Source organism: Anaeromyxobacter oryzae (assembly GCF_023169945.1).
GTDB lineage: Bacteria > Myxococcota > Myxococcia > Myxococcales > Anaeromyxobacteraceae > Anaeromyxobacter > Anaeromyxobacter oryzae.
The window spans coordinates 268,385-283,420 of sequence record NZ_AP025591.1 but is presented as its reverse complement, the minus strand read 5'-3'; the positions used below and the strand labels follow the sequence as shown (position 1 = coordinate 283,420).

Annotated in this window: 16 protein-coding genes and 1 pseudogene; 3 read left to right on the top strand and 14 right to left on the bottom strand. The window is 74.1% G+C overall.

Annotation, left to right across the window (positions count from 1 at the left end):
- Positions 1 to 11: 11 nt before the first annotated feature.
- The 11 genes and pseudogenes from AMOR_RS01210 to AMOR_RS01160 form a co-directional block, all read right to left on the bottom strand.
- On the bottom strand, positions 12 to 956 hold the full coding sequence (locus AMOR_RS01210) for an ABC transporter permease (protein WP_248357640.1): 945 nt from the start codon (positions 954 to 956) through the stop codon (positions 12 to 14).
- The gene (locus AMOR_RS01205; protein WP_248357639.1) at positions 934 to 2,379 is read right to left on the bottom strand and encodes a sugar ABC transporter ATP-binding protein; all 1,446 of its coding nucleotides are present in this window, start codon (positions 2,377 to 2,379) and stop codon (positions 934 to 936) included. Before AMOR_RS01205 ends, AMOR_RS01210 begins: the two co-directional genes overlap by 23 nt.
- Positions 2,380 to 2,390: 11 nt before the next feature.
- Positions 2,391 to 2,807 carry a D-ribose pyranase gene (gene rbsD / locus AMOR_RS01200; protein WP_248357638.1) on the bottom strand — a complete coding sequence of 139 codons (417 nt, stop codon included), beginning with the start codon at positions 2,805 to 2,807 and terminating at the stop codon, positions 2,391 to 2,393.
- A 165-nt stretch (positions 2,808 to 2,972) separates the two neighbouring features.
- Positions 2,973 to 3,989 carry a zinc-binding dehydrogenase gene (locus AMOR_RS01195; RefSeq protein WP_248357637.1) on the bottom strand — a complete coding sequence of 339 codons (1,017 nt, stop codon included), beginning with the start codon at positions 3,987 to 3,989 and terminating at the stop codon, positions 2,973 to 2,975.
- A gap of 436 nt (positions 3,990 to 4,425) precedes the next feature.
- Positions 4,426 to 4,959 (bottom strand): annotated as a pseudogene (locus AMOR_RS29760) (cache domain-containing protein); the annotation flags it as partial.
- A gap of 186 nt (positions 4,960 to 5,145) precedes the next feature.
- Positions 5,146 to 5,670, bottom strand: coding sequence for a hemerythrin domain-containing protein (locus AMOR_RS01185; protein WP_248357635.1), 525 nt, complete (start codon positions 5,668 to 5,670; stop codon positions 5,146 to 5,148).
- Positions 5,671 to 5,769: 99 nt separating this feature from the next.
- Positions 5,770 to 6,228, bottom strand: coding sequence for a hypothetical protein (locus tag AMOR_RS01180; protein WP_248357634.1), 459 nt, complete (start codon positions 6,226 to 6,228; stop codon positions 5,770 to 5,772).
- A 9-nt stretch (positions 6,229 to 6,237) separates the two neighbouring features.
- Positions 6,238 to 6,900 carry a DUF6448 family protein gene (locus AMOR_RS01175; protein WP_248357633.1) on the bottom strand — a complete coding sequence of 221 codons (663 nt, stop codon included), beginning with the start codon at positions 6,898 to 6,900 and terminating at the stop codon, positions 6,238 to 6,240.
- Positions 6,897 to 7,577, bottom strand: coding sequence for a TetR/AcrR family transcriptional regulator (locus AMOR_RS01170; protein ID WP_248357632.1), 681 nt, complete (start codon positions 7,575 to 7,577; stop codon positions 6,897 to 6,899). The genes AMOR_RS01175 and AMOR_RS01170 overlap by 4 nt, the downstream gene beginning before the upstream one ends.
- 137 nt (positions 7,578 to 7,714) lie before the next feature.
- A complete protein-coding gene (locus AMOR_RS01165) occupies positions 7,715 to 8,959 on the bottom strand; it encodes an MFS transporter (protein ID WP_248357631.1) in 1,245 nt (414 codons plus the stop codon).
- A gap of 39 nt (positions 8,960 to 8,998) precedes the next feature.
- The gene (locus tag AMOR_RS01160; protein ID WP_248357630.1) at positions 8,999 to 10,261 is read right to left on the bottom strand and encodes an L-lactate MFS transporter; all 1,263 of its coding nucleotides are present in this window, start codon (positions 10,259 to 10,261) and stop codon (positions 8,999 to 9,001) included.
- A 423-nt stretch (positions 10,262 to 10,684) separates the two neighbouring features.
- On the opposite strand from AMOR_RS01160, the gene AMOR_RS01155 reads away from it, so the two are divergent.
- Positions 10,685 to 11,431: an SDR family NAD(P)-dependent oxidoreductase gene (locus tag AMOR_RS01155; protein WP_248357629.1), complete on the top strand. Its 747-nt coding sequence runs from the start codon at positions 10,685 to 10,687 to the stop codon at positions 11,429 to 11,431.
- A 115-nt stretch (positions 11,432 to 11,546) separates the two neighbouring features.
- Here AMOR_RS01155 and AMOR_RS01150 read toward each other — a convergent pair whose 3' ends face one another.
- Complete coding sequence (locus AMOR_RS01150) at positions 11,547 to 12,590, bottom strand: NAD(P)-dependent alcohol dehydrogenase (protein ID WP_248357628.1); 1,044 nt, start codon at positions 12,588 to 12,590, stop codon at positions 11,547 to 11,549.
- A gap of 101 nt (positions 12,591 to 12,691) precedes the next feature.
- Positions 12,692 to 13,150 (bottom strand): response regulator, encoded by a 459-nt coding sequence (locus tag AMOR_RS01145; RefSeq protein WP_248357627.1) that lies wholly within the window; start codon positions 13,148 to 13,150, stop codon positions 12,692 to 12,694.
- A gap of 153 nt (positions 13,151 to 13,303) precedes the next feature.
- Between AMOR_RS01145 and AMOR_RS01140 the strand changes: the two genes are divergently transcribed.
- Positions 13,304 to 14,083, top strand: coding sequence for a HipA family kinase (locus AMOR_RS01140; RefSeq protein WP_248357626.1), 780 nt, complete (start codon positions 13,304 to 13,306; stop codon positions 14,081 to 14,083).
- A complete protein-coding gene (locus AMOR_RS01135; RefSeq protein ID WP_248357625.1) occupies positions 14,061 to 14,459 on the top strand; it encodes a DUF3037 domain-containing protein in 399 nt (132 codons plus the stop codon). The genes AMOR_RS01140 and AMOR_RS01135 overlap by 23 nt, the downstream gene beginning before the upstream one ends.
- 2 nt (positions 14,460 to 14,461) lie before the next feature.
- Here AMOR_RS01135 and AMOR_RS01130 read toward each other — a convergent pair whose 3' ends face one another.
- A complete protein-coding gene (locus AMOR_RS01130) occupies positions 14,462 to 15,034 on the bottom strand; it encodes an RNA polymerase sigma factor (RefSeq protein ID WP_248357624.1) in 573 nt (190 codons plus the stop codon).
- Positions 15,035 to 15,036 lie beyond the last annotated feature (2 nt).

Sequence of the window (15,036 nt, the reverse complement as noted above, 5' to 3'; positions counted from 1 at the left end):
CCTTCGTTCCGTCATTCCTTCCGTGTGGCGACGAGGCGATCGATGAGCAGCGCTCCCAGGATCACACCCCCTTTCACGATCTGCTGGTAGAAGGCCGAGACGTTCAGCAGGTTCATGCCGTTGTTCAGCACGCCGATGATCGCGGCGCCGACGAACGTGCCGAGGACGCTCCCGCGGCCGCCCGAGAGCGACGTGCCGCCGACGACCACCGCCGCGATCGCGTCGAGCTCGAACCCGCTCCCCGCCGTCGGCTGCGCGGAGTTGAGGCGGCCGGTGAGCACGAGGGCGCCGAGCGCGGAGGCGAGGCCGGCGTACGCGTAGGTGAAGAGCTTCACCTTCACGATGGGGAGGCCGGACAGCCTCGCCGCCTCCTCGTTCCCGCCGACCGCGTACACGTTCCGGCCGAGGCCCGTATAGCGCAGCAGGAAGTGCGTGAGCGCGAGGAAGCCGAGCATCACCCAGACGGGGACCGGTACGCCGCCGAAGGCGCCGTTCCCGAGCACGCCGAACGCGTCCGGGAGGCCGGTGATCGGGCGCCCGTCGGTATAGACCAGCGTCGCCCCGCGGAAGATGGTGAGGCCCCCGAGGGTCGCGATGAACGGCGCGATCCGCGCGCCCGCCACGAAGAAGCCGTTCACGAGCCCCATCCCCGCGCCGAGCACGAGGGCGGCGATCATCGCGAGCGCGGGGGCCCATCCGGCCATCGCGGCGCCCGCCGCGAGCGCACCGCTGAATGCGAGCACCGAGCCGACCGAGAGGTCGATGCCTCCGCCGACGATGACCGTGGTCATCCCGAACGCGAGGAGCGCGTTCACCGAGATCTGCCGGAGCACGTTGAGCAGGTTCGAGGGTTCGAGGAAGCTCGGCGAGAGGATCGAGAGCGCCGCCGCGAGGACGACGAACGCCAGCAGGATCCCGTACCGGGAGAGCCACTCACGCAACCGCGCCGGTGACACGGGCGACCACCTCCTCCCGGCGCAGCGGCGCCGTCAGCTCAGCGACGACGCGGCCGCCGCGGAAGACCAGCACCCGATCGCATAGCCCGCAGAGCTCCTCGGTGTCGCTCGACGACACGACGAGGCCGAGCCCGCCCCGGGCGAGGTCGTCGAGGAGCGCGTACACCTCGTACCGCGTCGCGACGTCGACGCCGCGGGTCGGCTCCTCCAGGAGAAGGACCTCGGGCGCGGTGGCGAGCCCCTTCGCGAGCACGAGCTTCTGCTGGTTCCCGCCAGAGAAGGTCCGGGCGAGGCGCTCCGGGTCCGGGGGCCGCACCGAGAGGCGCTGGAACCACTCCTCCACGACGCGCCGCTCGCGCGCGCGGACCACGACGCCGAGCCGCTCCAGGGTCGGCAGGATCGAGAGCACCACGTTCTCCCGCGCGGCGAGCTCGAGGACGAGCCCCTGGGCCTTCCGGTCGGCGGGGACGAGGAACACCCGCCGCCGGAGCGCGTCGATGGGGCGCCCGATGGGCTCGCCGCGCCAGAGGGCGCGGCCGCGGAGCCCGAACATCGCCTCGAGCGCCTCGCTCCGGCCGGACCCGACCACGCCCGCGAGCCCGACGATCTCCCCCCGGCGCAGCGCGAGCGACAGCGGCGCGAGGCGGGGCGCCTGGACCTCGAACGTCCCGAGCACCTCACCGGCGGGGTGCGCGGGGCGCTGGTACGCGCGGACCTCGCGGCCGACCATGAGCGCGACCACGCGCGCGGGCGTGAGCTCGCCGACGCCGGTCGTCGCCACGCGCTCGCCGTCTCGGAGGACCGTCACGCGGTCCGCGAGCTCGAAGATCTCCTCGAGGCGGTGGCTGATGTACGCGACCGCGACGCCCTCCGTGCGGAGGCGCCGGATGAGCCCGAAGAGCTGGTCCACCTCGCCGGCGGACAGGGTCGCGGTCGGCTCGTCGAAGACCATCACCTTCGCCCGCTGCGCGAAGGCCCGCGCCACCGCCACGAGCTGCTGGGCGCCCGCGCCGAGGGACGACACCTTCGCGTCTGGCGGGAGCTCGAGCGCCATCTTCCCGAGGAGCGCCCGCGCGGCCTCGTACAGACGCCCGTAGCGGACCACCACCGGCAGGTGTCCGAGCGCGAGGTTCTCCGCGACCGTCAGCTCCGGGACGAGGTTCAGCTCCTGGTACACCATCACCACGCCGGCGCGCTGCGCCTCGGCGACGTTGCGCGGCCGGAGCGGGCGGCCGTCGAGCTCGACCTCGCCGGCGTCCGGCTGGAGGGCGCCGGACAGGACCTTCATGAGCGTGGACTTGCCGGCGCCGTTCTCGCCGACGAGCGCGTGGATCTCGCCCGCCTCGAGCGCCAGGTCCACGCCGCGCAGCGCCTCGACGCCGCCGAAGCGCTTGCGGATCCCGCGCATCTCGAGGAGCGCCACGAGGGGACCTCCTAGAACACCACGCCGCTCCAGAGGATGACGTTCGCGTACGGCGTGAACTCGCCGGTGCGGACCACGGCCCGGGCGCCGCGCACGAGCCGCTTCAGCTCCCCGTGCGGCACGACCTCGATCCCGTGGGCCTTCACCTTCGGGAGCGCCGCGAGCCGCGCGCGCAGCGCGTCCCGGACCGGGGCCGGCGTCCGCGCGTCCACCTCCGTCGCGATCGTCGCGCGCTCCACCTCCATCTCGGCGAGCACCGCCTCGAGCACGTCCAGGAAGGGCGGCCTCCCGGGCGCGTACGCGAGGTCGATGCGCTCCACTCCGGCCGGGATGGGGAGGCCCGCGTCGGCGACGACCAGCGCGTCGCCGTGGCCGAGGAGGGCGATGATCCGGGACAGCTCGGGGTGCAGGATGGCGCCGCGCTTCATGCGAGGCCTCGCTTGCCGCCGCGGGAGGGGCGGGGCGGCGCGGTCTCCGCACGGTGAGACCGCAGCCCGTCCGGTGGCCGCGTCTGCCGGAACAAACCACCTTCCGGCGTGATCGTCATCATCCGTCGCGCGTCGTTCCCCCGGGCAAAAGGACGCGACCAACCTTCACGGTACGAGAACGGCGCGACCGACGAGACGACCCGCCTGGAGGCTGTCGATCGCGTCCTGGAACCGCTCGAGCGGGAGCGTCCGGTCCACCACCGTCCGGACCCGGCCCTGCGCGACCAGGTCGACGGCGAGGCGGAGCTCCGCGAGCGTGTTCCCGACCGACGCCGTGACGACCTGCTCGTTCACGACGAGCTGGATCGGGTGGACCTGGAAGGCGTCCTCGGAGTAGCCGACGAACACGAGCCGGCCGCGCTTCCCGAGGGCCTTCACGCTCGCGTCCATCGTCTCCCTCGTCGCGACGAGCTCGAACACGACGTCCGCGCCGCGCCCGCCGGTGATGGCGCGGACGCGCGCCGCGACGTCCTCCGCGCCGGCGCGCACGACCGCCTCGGCCCCCAGCTCCCGCGCCTTCGCGAGCTTCGCCTCGGACCGGCCCACGGCGATCACCCGCGCGCCCTGGAGACGCGCGACCTGGACGAGGCCGAAGCCGACGCCGCCGGCGCCGTACACGACCACCCAGTCGCCGAGCGCGACGCGCGCCAGCCGCGCCGCGTGCACCGCGGTCGTGACGCCGCAGCCGATGGGCGCCGCGTCCGCGTCGGACACGGCGTCCGGGAGCGGCACGGCGTTCCTGGCCGGGGCGCGCACGCGCTCGGCGAAGCCGCCGTCGGTGAAGAAGCCGTGCTCCGCCCGCGGCGCGGCGCAGAGGTTCTCGTCGCCGCGGAGGCACTCCGGGCACTGGCCGCAGCCCGCGTAGTAATAGACGATGACCCGCTCGCCGACGCGCGACAGCGGCACGCCCTCGCCGACCCGCTCGACCCGCCCGACGATCTCGTGGCCGAGCGTGAGCGGATGGACGCCGAGGTCGAGCAGCCCGGAGAGGAAATGCAGCTCCGTGTGGCAGAGCCCGGCGGCGGTGACGCGGACGATCACGTCTCCCGGACCGGGCTCCGGGGCGGGGACGTCCTCGAGCCGCAGGGGCTGCCTCGGGCCGTGGTAGCGAAGGGCACGCACGAGACGCTACGTAACGGCCCGGCGGCGTCGGGGCCACGCGCTGCGGCGGCTCTCCGGACCGGACCGGAGGTCTGGGTCGGGGACGCCCGGGGCGGGGCGTTCCGCCTCGGCGCCGGCTCTACCTCGGGTGGACGTGGTGGCGGACGAGGAGGGCGCCGACGACGTGGCCGCCCGCGTTGAGGACCGGGAACGCGCCGCCGACGTACCGGAGCTTCCCCTCCGACCACTCGCCGGTCACGCGCCCTCGCGCGGGCAGCTTCGCGAGCGGCACGCCGATCGACATCGGCCGCGCGCTGGGACACGTGCTGTCGACGAGGACGACCTCCGGCCGCTCGTCCCACCGGTCCTGGCCACGCACGCGGGCCAGCTCCTTCCGGTCGACGTGCTGCTTGTCGACGACGAGGGTGTAGTCGTCGCCGGTCTGCTCCTTCATGCGCACGAGGAAGTGATCGATTTCCTCACCGAGCTCCATGTAGCCGACCACGGCATCGCCGTCCCGGATCGGCTTCACGACGCGGAGCGCGAACGCGGTCACGCCGAGCTCCTTCCCCGCGCCCATGCCGTGCGTCGCGATCGCCTTCGCGAGGGTGTCGCGGCGCACGACGTCGTCGTGGGTTTCCGGCGCGTGCACGCGCAGGAAGCACGTCGGCACGGGCTCCGGGTCGAGGAAGTACCAGTGCGTGACGTGGAGCTCGGCCTTGAGCTGCTGGAACCGTGGCTGTGCGAGCGCGAGGAGCCCGGCGCGGTCGCGCGCGCGGTACGCGTCGATCAGCGCGCGGTCGGCGACGAGGGTGTCGAGCGCTCGCGATAGCGTCTCGATGTCCTTCCGCTCGAGCGCATCGAACGAGTGCGCTGCGAGCCGGATGGAGGCGTCCCCCCAGTCGGAGGCGCGCGCCGACGGTGCGGCGGAGAGGACGATCAGGGCGGCCGCTGCGAGCAGCGGTCCGAGCGGGCGGGGACTCCGGGTCATGATCGTGTCCCGATCTGCGGGTGCTCCTCGACGGGAGCGCCCGCCGGATGAGCAGACCGGACCTTGACAGACCGTGCAATGGGGCAAGCTGACGCGGGCGACGCGCACGAGGTGTGTCCCGTGGTGCGCGCACACCGCCCTACGCCCGTTTCCGCGCGCTCGAGCACCGGGAGCGCGGCGTCACCTTCACCGCGGCTCGCGCTGCAGCGCAGAGACCCGGAGCGCCTCGGCCGCGGTGCGGATGGCTCGCGGCCCGTCGTAGTACGCCGCGACGCGAACCGGCGGATAGGCGCGGAGGCGCAGCAGCACGTCGTCCTCGCGTCCGGCGAGCGCCGCCTCGCACTGTGCGTACACGCCGCCGGGGTCCTCCTCGAGGCGGTCGTGGGGGGTGAGGATCGTGAGGAGCTCCCGGATGAGCTCGTGCGTGGGAGAGGGGACGAGGAGCGACGCGATGGCCCCGTGCTCGACGCGGAGCCGCCTCGCGTCCGGGAGCGGCTCGCCGCCGCGGGCCGCGCGCGCGGCCGGGAGGAGGATCTTCTCCTCGAGGGCGATGTGCCTGAGCAGCCCGGCGCGGAAGGCATCGAACGAACCCCGATCGACGGCGCCGGCCGGGGCGGCGGCGGCGGCGAGGAGCGCCTCGAGGCGCGCGTGGTCCTCCGCGAGGTAGGCGGCGATCGGGCCGCGCCCGGCGGTGTCGATGGGATCGTCCATGGGACCTCTCGGCGTCATCCGTTCGCCCTGAGCCCGTCGAAGGGCGGCTCGCCGGGCCCGTTCGTGGCTCGACAGGCTCACCACGAACGGCTCTCGCGATCAGTCCTCGTCCTCGTCCTCGGCCGCTCCCATGAGCAGCCGGTGCTGCGCCTCGACCACCATCCGGTCCACGATCCGGAAGGCGGCCGTCCGGAGGGCGTCGTCCTCGCGACCGTCGTCACCGTCGTGCCCCGCGCCGAGGAGCGCGAGCACGGACCAGTCGGTGCCCGACACCGGCAGGTAGCTGTCCGGGAGGTACCCGTCCGCCGAGGCGCGGAACGGCTCGTTGTCGCCGTGCGCCGGGCGGACCACGAGGAAGCGCCCTCGCCGGTCGTCGCGGTGCGCCTCGACGAGCCAGCCCCGGCGGGCGGAGTCGCGGACGCGCGCGGCGCCGAGCCGGCCCGCGCCGCGCTCGATCCGCTGCCACGCCTCGGCGGCGTCGGGGGGCGCGCCGGGCGCCGGGGGGGCGCGGGCGGCGGCGCGGTAGCGCTGGAGGAGGTCGGCGGCGTCGGAGGGCATCGGTATCTCCTAGTGTCCGCGGGGCTCGGCGGCTGCGTCGCGCGCGCCGTGTCCTTCCACGGCGCCGACGGGGGCTGCGCCGCCGGCCGCTTCCGCGGCGCCGTGGGCGTCGCCGCCTCCCCGGGCCGCCGCGTGCACCGCCTCGGCCCAGTGGACGAGCGGGACGTACGCGGCCACCCAGCGCCGCCCCGCGGCGACGTCGGCGCCGGGCGGGCGCTCGGCCGCGAGGCGCGCGAACCGCTCGCGCACGCCCCCGCGGACCGCGTCCACGAGCAGCGCCTCGACGGCCGCCGGGTCGCCGCCCGCGACGGCGCGGTCCACCGCTGCCACCGCGGGGTCGAGGGCCTCGCCCGCCGGCTTCAGGCCCGTGTACGGCGCGCCCTCGCCCGCGCGGTGGAGGCGCACGACGGTCTCGAAGAACCAGGTGTCCGCGACGGCGCGGGCGTCCTTGCCTGCCTTGCGGGCGGCGCGCGCCTTCGCGAACGCGTCCCGGATCTCCGCCTCGTGCGCAGGCTGGATCCAGGCGAGCACCGGGTTCAGGTCGCCGCGCTCCAGGGCGGCGCGTGCCGCGCCGACCACGGGCCCGTCGAGCGTGTCGCAGTGGGCGCGCGCGAGCCCGGGCGCGAAGAGAGCGCCGGCGAGGGCGAGGGTGAGGATGGACTTGCGAGTCATGGCGTGCTCCTCCGGCCCGTACGACCTGAAGTGCGCGGGGGACGGGATCCCGCGCTCCGCGGCCGGGCCGGTCCGCGGAGGAACGTCTCGAGCGCCGCCCAGACCCGCTGGGCGGAGCCCCCCGCGCCGCGTGCGGGGCGGGTGCCGTGGTGGCCGAGGGCGAGGATCGCGCCGAGGACCACGACGGTGGCCTCGTCGGCGCCGACGCCGGGCGCGAGCAGCGCATGCCGCTCGGCTTCGGCGAGGCATGCCTGCACGAACGCGACGGAGCGGTCGCGGAACCCGGATACGCGCGAGACCCCCTCGGGCGGCGCCGCGAAGGCGAGCTCCTCCGACACGAGGAGACGGGAGATGCCGGGCTCGGCGCGGATCACGCCGACCCGGCGGAGGAAGAAGGCGCCGAGGCGCTCGAGGGGATCGTCCGCCTCGGGCGGGAAGCCCTGGAAGAGCAGCTCCTCGACGCGGTCGATCGCCGCGAGGACGATCGCCTCCTTCGTCGGGAAGTGGCGGAACAGGGCGCCGTCGGTGACGCCGACCTCGGCCGCGATGGCCGCCGTCGTGAACCGGCGGAGGCCATGCGCCGCGATCACGCGCAGGGCCGCCTCGGCGATCTCGTGCCGGCGGTCCTCGCCGGACTTCCGGATCCGGGGCGCGCGGGTGGCGGTCGGCGTCGTCATGCGTCGATCGTAAGTAAGTACGTACTCACCAGCAACCCCCGGCGGGGGCCCGCCGGGACCGCTCCCCGTCCCCCACGTGAGGCGGGGGCAGGCCGGGGGATGGGGCCGCTCGCGCTCGAGCGGCGTGCTTCCGGGCGCTACGCCGCCGTCCGCGGCACCGCCCGCCGCCGCGCGGCGCCGAGCGCGTGCCGGCGCCCGACCGCCGCCCACACGACGAGGGAGAGCGCGGAGAACGCCGCGCCGGCGGCGCAGACGCCCGGCCATCCGGCGGCGTTCCAGGCCCACGCGCCCGCGGTCGACCCGAGCGCGCCGCCGGCGAAGTAGGTGACCATGTAAACGGTGTTGAGGCGGTTCCGCTGCTCGCCCGAGAGGCCGAGCACGGTCGTCTGGTTGGAGATGTGGTTCGCCTGCACGCCGAAGTCGAGCACGACGACGCCCGCGGCGAGGCCGGCGAGGGAGTGGCCCGTCACGGCGAGGAGCCCGAACGACGCGAGCACCGCCGTCATCGCGCCGAGGTTCACGATGGGAGCGCCGTGGCGGTCCGCGAGCCGGCCGGCGATGGGCGCTGCGACGGCGCCCGCGACGCCGACGACGCCGAACAGCCCGGCGACGCCGCTGCCGTACCCGAGCGGCGGCGCCGCCAGGTGGAAGGCGAGCGTCGTCCAGAAGACGCTGAACGCGGCGAAGGCCATCGCCCCGAGGAGCGCATGGCGGCGGAGGAGCGGCTCGTCGCGGACGAGCCGCGGGAGCGAGGCGAGGAGGCGGGCCCAGGACGCTCCGGGGGTGGAGGGCGCCTGCCGCGGCAACGTGGCTCGCAGGACCGCCGCGACCACGACCATCAGCACCGCCGCCCCGACGTACGTCGCCCGCCACCCGACCCGACCGCCGACGACGCCGCTGACGGTCCGGGAGAGCAGGATGCCCACCAGGAGGCCGCTCATCACGAGCCCGACGGAGCGCCCGCGGGCGCCCTCCGGCGCCGCCGCGACGGCGAACGGCACCACGAGCTGCGGCACGATCGTGGTCGCGCCGAGGACGAAGCTCGCGGCGGCGAGCGCCGCGAGCCCCTGCGCGGCGGCAACGGCGAGGAGCGCGACGGCGACCGCCGCGGTCATGACCACGATGAGGCGGCGCCGCTCGTGGCCGTCCCCGAGCGGCACGAGCAGGAGCATGCCGACGGCGTAGCCGGTCTGCGTGGCGGTGGAGACGAGGCCAGCGGCGCGCGCGGAGACGTGCAGCTCCGCGGCGATCATCGGGAGGAGCGGCTGGCTGTAGTAGAGGTTCGCGACCGTGAGCCCCGCGGTCGCGGCGAGGAGCCAGAGCAGCCGCCGGAGCGTTCGGTCGGGATCGTGGGGGATCGCGCGGAGGGGGGAGGATGGCACGGCGCCGTAGGATAACAGCGCCGGCCACCGGCGCAGCCTCTACGCCGCCCGCTTGCCGAGCCGGATGGTGAGCTCCCGCTCGTCCACGTTCACCGAGACCTGGATGTAGCTCAGCATCGCGAGGACGAACGCGCAGCTCACGAGCACGCCGGCGATGTTGTACGCGCCGGCGTACGAGCCGGTCTGGTCGGCGATCCGGCCCGCGAGCGTCGGGCCGACGACGCCGCCGACACCCCACGCCGTGAACAGGATCCCGTAGTTCACGCCCATGTTCTTCGTGCCCCAGTAGTCGGCGGCGGTCGCGGGGAAGAGCGCGAGGCACGCGCCGTAGCTGAAGCCGACCACCGCGGCGCCCAGGACGAACCCGGCGATGGTGCTGAATCCGGAGAAGAAGAACATCACGAGCGCCTGGGTCACGCAGACGAGGGCGATGGTCACCGAGCGCCCGATGTAGTCGGAGATGATGCCGGCGATCACCCGGCCACCGGCGTTGAACACCGCGAGCAGCGCGACGAACACGAACCCGATCTGGATCGTGCCACCGGACTGCACGGCGACGATCTTCGCCATGTGCCCGATGATCATGAGGCCGGCCGTCGCGGCGCACGCGTACTGCAGCCACAGCATCCAGAACGCGGGCGTCCGCACCACGTCGCGCCACGTGAGGTCGACCCCGGCGCGCGACGCGGCCGAGGCGACCTTCTTCGGGACGACGTGACCGGCGGGCGGGTTCCGGATGAGCTGCGAGAACGCGGTCGCGACGACGAGGAAGGCGACGCCGAGGATGCGGAACGCGGTGGAGACGCCGAGCGTCGCGAGGAGGTGCTTCGACAGCGGCGCGATGTAGACCGGCGCGATGCCGAACCCGGCGACCACGAGGCCGGTGATGAGCCCCTTCTTCTCGGGCGGGAACCACTTCACCGCCGCGGGCGTCGCGGCCGCGTAGCCGAGGCCGAAGCCCGTCCCTGCGAGGAGGCCGAACCCGGCGACCGCCGGCCAGTGCAGGGCGGGCGTCGCGAAGCTCGCCACGCACAGCCCGAGCCCGGTGAGCACGCCGCCCATCGTCGCGACGAGCCGCGGCCCGAGCCGATCCTGCAGCCGCCCGGCGGGCACCATCATCGCGGCGAAGCATGCGATGGCGATGGTGTACGGGAGCGTCGCCTCCGTCTTCGTCCACCCGAAGCCGCCGCGCGCGACGGGCTCCGCGAGCTGCTTCGCGAAGATGCTCCATGCGTACAGGATCCCGAGCGCGAGGTTCAGCCCCATCCCCGCGAGCGTCACCAGCCAGCCGCGACGGTTCATCTCGTCCTCCCCCGTGATCCGCTCGCGCCAGCCTCCACCGCCGGCGCGTTCGTCGTGCGTCCACGACGTTTGCGAGCGATTGCCCGCGATTGACGCAGAAAATCACCGGAAACCGGCCGAGTCACGCGCAATGAATGCAGTACCGTATTTGCGCGATGGCCAGCGCTGGCGGTGCGGCAGCGAGTCATGTGCAATGAATGCGGACCGGAATTTGCGCGATCCATCACGGTCCGTGACATGACGACTGACCGGGATCCAGGCCATCCCCCGAAGGCGCGCGGCGGGATGTGCCCGGCGGGCGCGTCGCGGGTGGAGAGGCCCGTCACCCTCGGCGGGCGCGGCGCCAGGTCGCGCGCCCGCGGATGAGGTACCCTCGCCTCGAGAAGCAGCCGAGCGGCCCGCGAGGGTGGAGGAATGGACGCCATGATGAAGAACCGTGTGGTCCTCGTGACCGGCGCGAGCCGCGGCATCGGAGCCGCGACCGCGAAGCTGCTCGCCCGTCACGGCGCCGCCGTCGCGGTGAACTACTTCCAGAGCGAGGCCCCGGCGCGCGCGCTGGTGGAGGAGCTCCGGCGCGAGGACCGCCGGGCGGTCGCGGTCAAGGCGGACGTCCGCGACCCGGCGCAGGTGCAGGCGATGGTCGCCGAGGCGACCGCCGCGCTCGGCCCGATCGACACGCTCGTCGTGAACGCGTCCATCGGGTTCCCGATCCGGCCGTTCGTCGAGTACGAGTGGGCGGACTTCCAGGCGAAGCTCGTCGGCGAGCTCGGCGCGGCGTTCCACTGCTGCAAGGCGGTCGTCCCGGCGATGATCGCGCGGCGGTCGGGCTGCATCGTCGCCATCTCGAGCGGCCTCTCGCGCCGGCCCGGCCCCGGGTTCTGCGCGCACAGCACCGCGAAGTCGGGGCTCGATGCCCTCGTCCGCGCGCTCGCGCTGGAGCTCGGGCCCTCGGGCATCCGCGTGAACGCGGTCGCGCCGGGTCTCACCGAGACGGACGCGACGGCGCACCAGCCCGCGGCGCAGAAGGAGATGATGGCCCGCATGACGCCGCTCGGCCGCAACGGGCTGCCCGACGACGTCGCCGGCGCCGTGCTGATGGTGGCCTCCGACGCCGGGAAGTTCCTCACCGGCGTCTACGTCCCGGTGAGCGGCGGGACGCTCATGCCGTAGCGCGCGGGGCGCGGGCTCGGGAAGAGGGAGCGCGCGCTCGCGCGCCAGTACCTCGACGACCTCGACGCGTTCGAGGCGAAGCTGGCGCAGGCGGGCCGCCGAGGCGGCCCGGGGGCTACAGGGACTTCAGGTCGATCGAGAACCGGTACCGGACGTCGCCCTTCACCATCCGGTCGTACGCCTCGTTGATCTTCTGGATCGGGATCACCTCGACGTCCGCGGTGATGCCGTGCTTGCCGCAGTGGTCCAGCATCTCCTGCGTCTCGGCGATGCCGCCGATGAGCGATCCCGCGAGCGTCTTTCGGCCGCTGATGAGCGAGAACGCGTGGACCGGCACGGGAGCCGGCGGCACGCCGACGACCACCATCGCGCCGTCCACGCGGAGCATGCCGAGGTACGCGTCGTAGTCGTGCGGCGCGGAGATGGTGTCGATGATCAGGTCGAACCGGCCGGCGAGCTTCTTGAAGGTCGCGGGGTCCGAGGTGAGGGCGAACCCGTGCGCCCCGAGCCGCCGCGCGTCGGTCTCCTTGCTGCGCGAGGTGGAGAGCATCGTGACCTCGGCGCCCATCGACGCCGCGAGCTTCACGGCCATGTGGCCGAGGCCGCCGAGCCCCACCACGCCCACGCGGTCCCCGCGCTCCGTCTTCCAGTGCCGGAGCGGGGAGTAGGTGGTGATGCCCGCGCAGAGGAGGGGCGCCGCGCCCGCGAGGTCGAGCCCGGGCGGGATGCGGAGCGTGAACCGCTCGTCCACGACGATGCGCGACGAGTACCCGCCGTACGTCGGCGTCTTCCGGTCCATCTCCGTGCCGTTGTAGGTGAAGGCGGCGCCCTTCTCGCAGAACTGCTCGAGATCGTGGCGGCACGGGTCGCAGGTCCGGCACGAGTCGACCATGCAGCCCACGCCCGCGACGTCGCCCGCGCGGAGCCTGGTCACGTCCGCGCCGACGCGCGACACCCGGCCCACGATCTCGTGGCCCGGGACCATGGGGAAGAGCGCTCCGCCCCACTCGTCGCGCGCCTGGTGCACGTCGGAGTGGCACACGCCGCAGAACGCGATCTCGATCTCGACGTCCTTCGGGCCCGGCTCGCGGCGGGGGATCTGGTACGGCGCGAGGGGCGACTTCGGGGACTGCGTGGCCCACGCCTTGACGGTCGGCATGCGGGACTCCTGATCGAAAAATGGAGCCCGACGTGTAGCGCAGGAACGCTGCGTCCGCATGCGGAACTGCGAGGTCCGCCTGGCGGGTCGCCCGCGGTGCGCTACCAGTGCTGCGGGCCGGACGGCGCGCCCGAGACGACCTCCTCGATCACGTCCACCGCCACGGGCTTCGCGAGGTGCCGGCTGAAGCCCGCCTCGGCCGCCCGCCGCCGGTCCTCCGGCAGCGCATACCCGGTCACGGCGACGAGATAGGTGCCGGAGAGGGAAGGATCCGCCCGGATCGCCCGCGCGACCGCGTAGCCGTCCATCTCGGGCAACCCGATGTCGCACAGCACGACGTCCGGCAGGAACGCGCGCGCCTTCTCGAGGCCCGTCCGGCCGTCGTGGGCGACCTCGACCTCGTAGTTCCACATGAGGAGCATCTCCCGGAGCGTCTCGGCCGTGTCCGGGTTGTCCTCGACCACGAGCACGCGCCGCCCGGCGGCGTGCGCACGCGGCCAGCCACCGCCGGTGCGGGGTGGAGGGTACGGACGTCGCTCGAGCTCTTCGCCGGGATCCATGGGCGGGCGGTCGGTCGTCGTGCCGGGGACACGCCGGTAAAGCACTTTCGTAACCAAGTTACACCAGCCGAGGCCTCGCGCGAGGTTCGCCCAGGCGAGCGCCCCAACGCAAGCCTCGGTGACTGCCGAGTCGGGTCGAGTTACGGTGGACCCATGAGGACCGTCCGCGCCACGAGGTACGTGACCCCGCTCCGGGAGGGCGGGTCGCTGCCCGCCATCGTGGAGGCGGACGACTCGGGCCTCTACGTGGTCAAGTTCCGGGGCGCCGGCCAGGGCCTGAAGGCGCTCGTGGCGGAGATCGTCGCGGGCGAGCTCGCGCGCGCGGCCGGCTTGCTCGTCCCGGAGATCGTGCGGCTCGAGGTGGACGCCGCGCTCGGGCGAAACGAGCCGGACGGCGAGATCCGCGAGCTCCTGAGGGCGAGCGTCGGCCAGAACGTCGGCCTCGACTACCTCCCGGGGAGCGTCACGTTCGACCCGGTGGCCGGCCCGCGGCCCGAGCCGGACGACGCGTCGGACATCGTCCTCTTCGACGTGCTCGTCTCGAACATGGACCGGAGCGTCCGCAACTCGAACCTCCTCACCTGGCATCGCCGGCTCTGGCTCATCGATCACGGCGCCGCGCTCTACTTCCATCACGCATGGGAGCGCGCGGACGGCACCGCCGAGCGGCCGTTCCCGGCGGTGAAGGAGCACGTCCTGCTGCCGTGGGCCACCGCGCTCGCGCCCGCTGCGGCGCGGCTGCGGACCCGTCTCGAAGGTGGCGCCGTCGCGCGCGCGGTCGGCGAGGTTCCCGACGCCTGGCTCGGCGGCGAACCGCGCTTCGGCACGCTCGCGGAGCACCGCGCCGCCTACGTCGACCACCTCGAGCGGAGGCTCGCGGCACTCGGGACCCTGGCGAAGGAGGCGGATCGTGTCCGCGCCGAGCTCGTTTGACTACGCGGTGGTGCGCGTCGTCCCCCGCGTCGAGCGCGAGGAGTTCGTGAACGCCGGCGTCATCCTGTTCTGCCTGGAGCGCGACTTCCTCGGCGCCCGGATCGCGCTCGACCGCGAGCGGGTCCGCGCGATCTTCCCCGGCGCCGACCTCGACACCATCGAGGAGCACCTCCGGTCGATCCCGCTGATCTGCGCCGGCGGGGAGGGGAGCGGGCCCATCGGCCGGCTCTCCGCGCGGGAGCGGTTCCACTGGCTCGTCGCGCCGCGGAGCACGATCGTCCAGGTGTCGCCGGTGCACGCCGGCCTCTGCGACGATCCGGAGCGCGCCCTCGAGCACCTCGTCGATCGCATGGTACGGCTCCCCGCGGAGCGCTGACGCTACGAGAGCAGCCCCGCGTCGCCGGCGAGCCTCGACAGCCGCTCCTTCAGCCGCTCGAATCGCTTCGTGAGCGTCGCCGCGGTGACCGGTCCGCCCTGATCCAGGGACAGCACCTCCGCGACGTCCGCCCACGAGAGGCCCTGGTCGACGCGGAGCACGAGGAGGATCTGGTCCTCGAGCGAGAGCGCCTCGCGGAGCCGGTCGAGCGCGCTGCGCTGCTGCTCGACGCGCACGCCGGAGCCGGTGGAGAGGCTCGCCGCGAGCGCGGACGCCTCGCCGGTCTCGAACGCTCGTCCGCGCCGCCGCCACGCCTCGCTCCGCACGTTCAGCGCGGCGTTCGCCGCGATGCGGAGCGCCCACGTCCGGAACGACGCGCGGCCCTGGTAGGTCCCGATCGAGCGCCAGAGGTGCTCGGCGAACACCGAGAACGCCTCCTCGGCGTCCGCGTCGTTGCGCAGCGACGCGCGCAGGAACCGCAGGATCTCGCCGTGGTACCCGCGGATCGCCTCCGTCGCCGCGCCGCGGAGATCCCCGGTCGCGAGCAGCGCATGGATGCGGTCGTCGGGCGTCACGC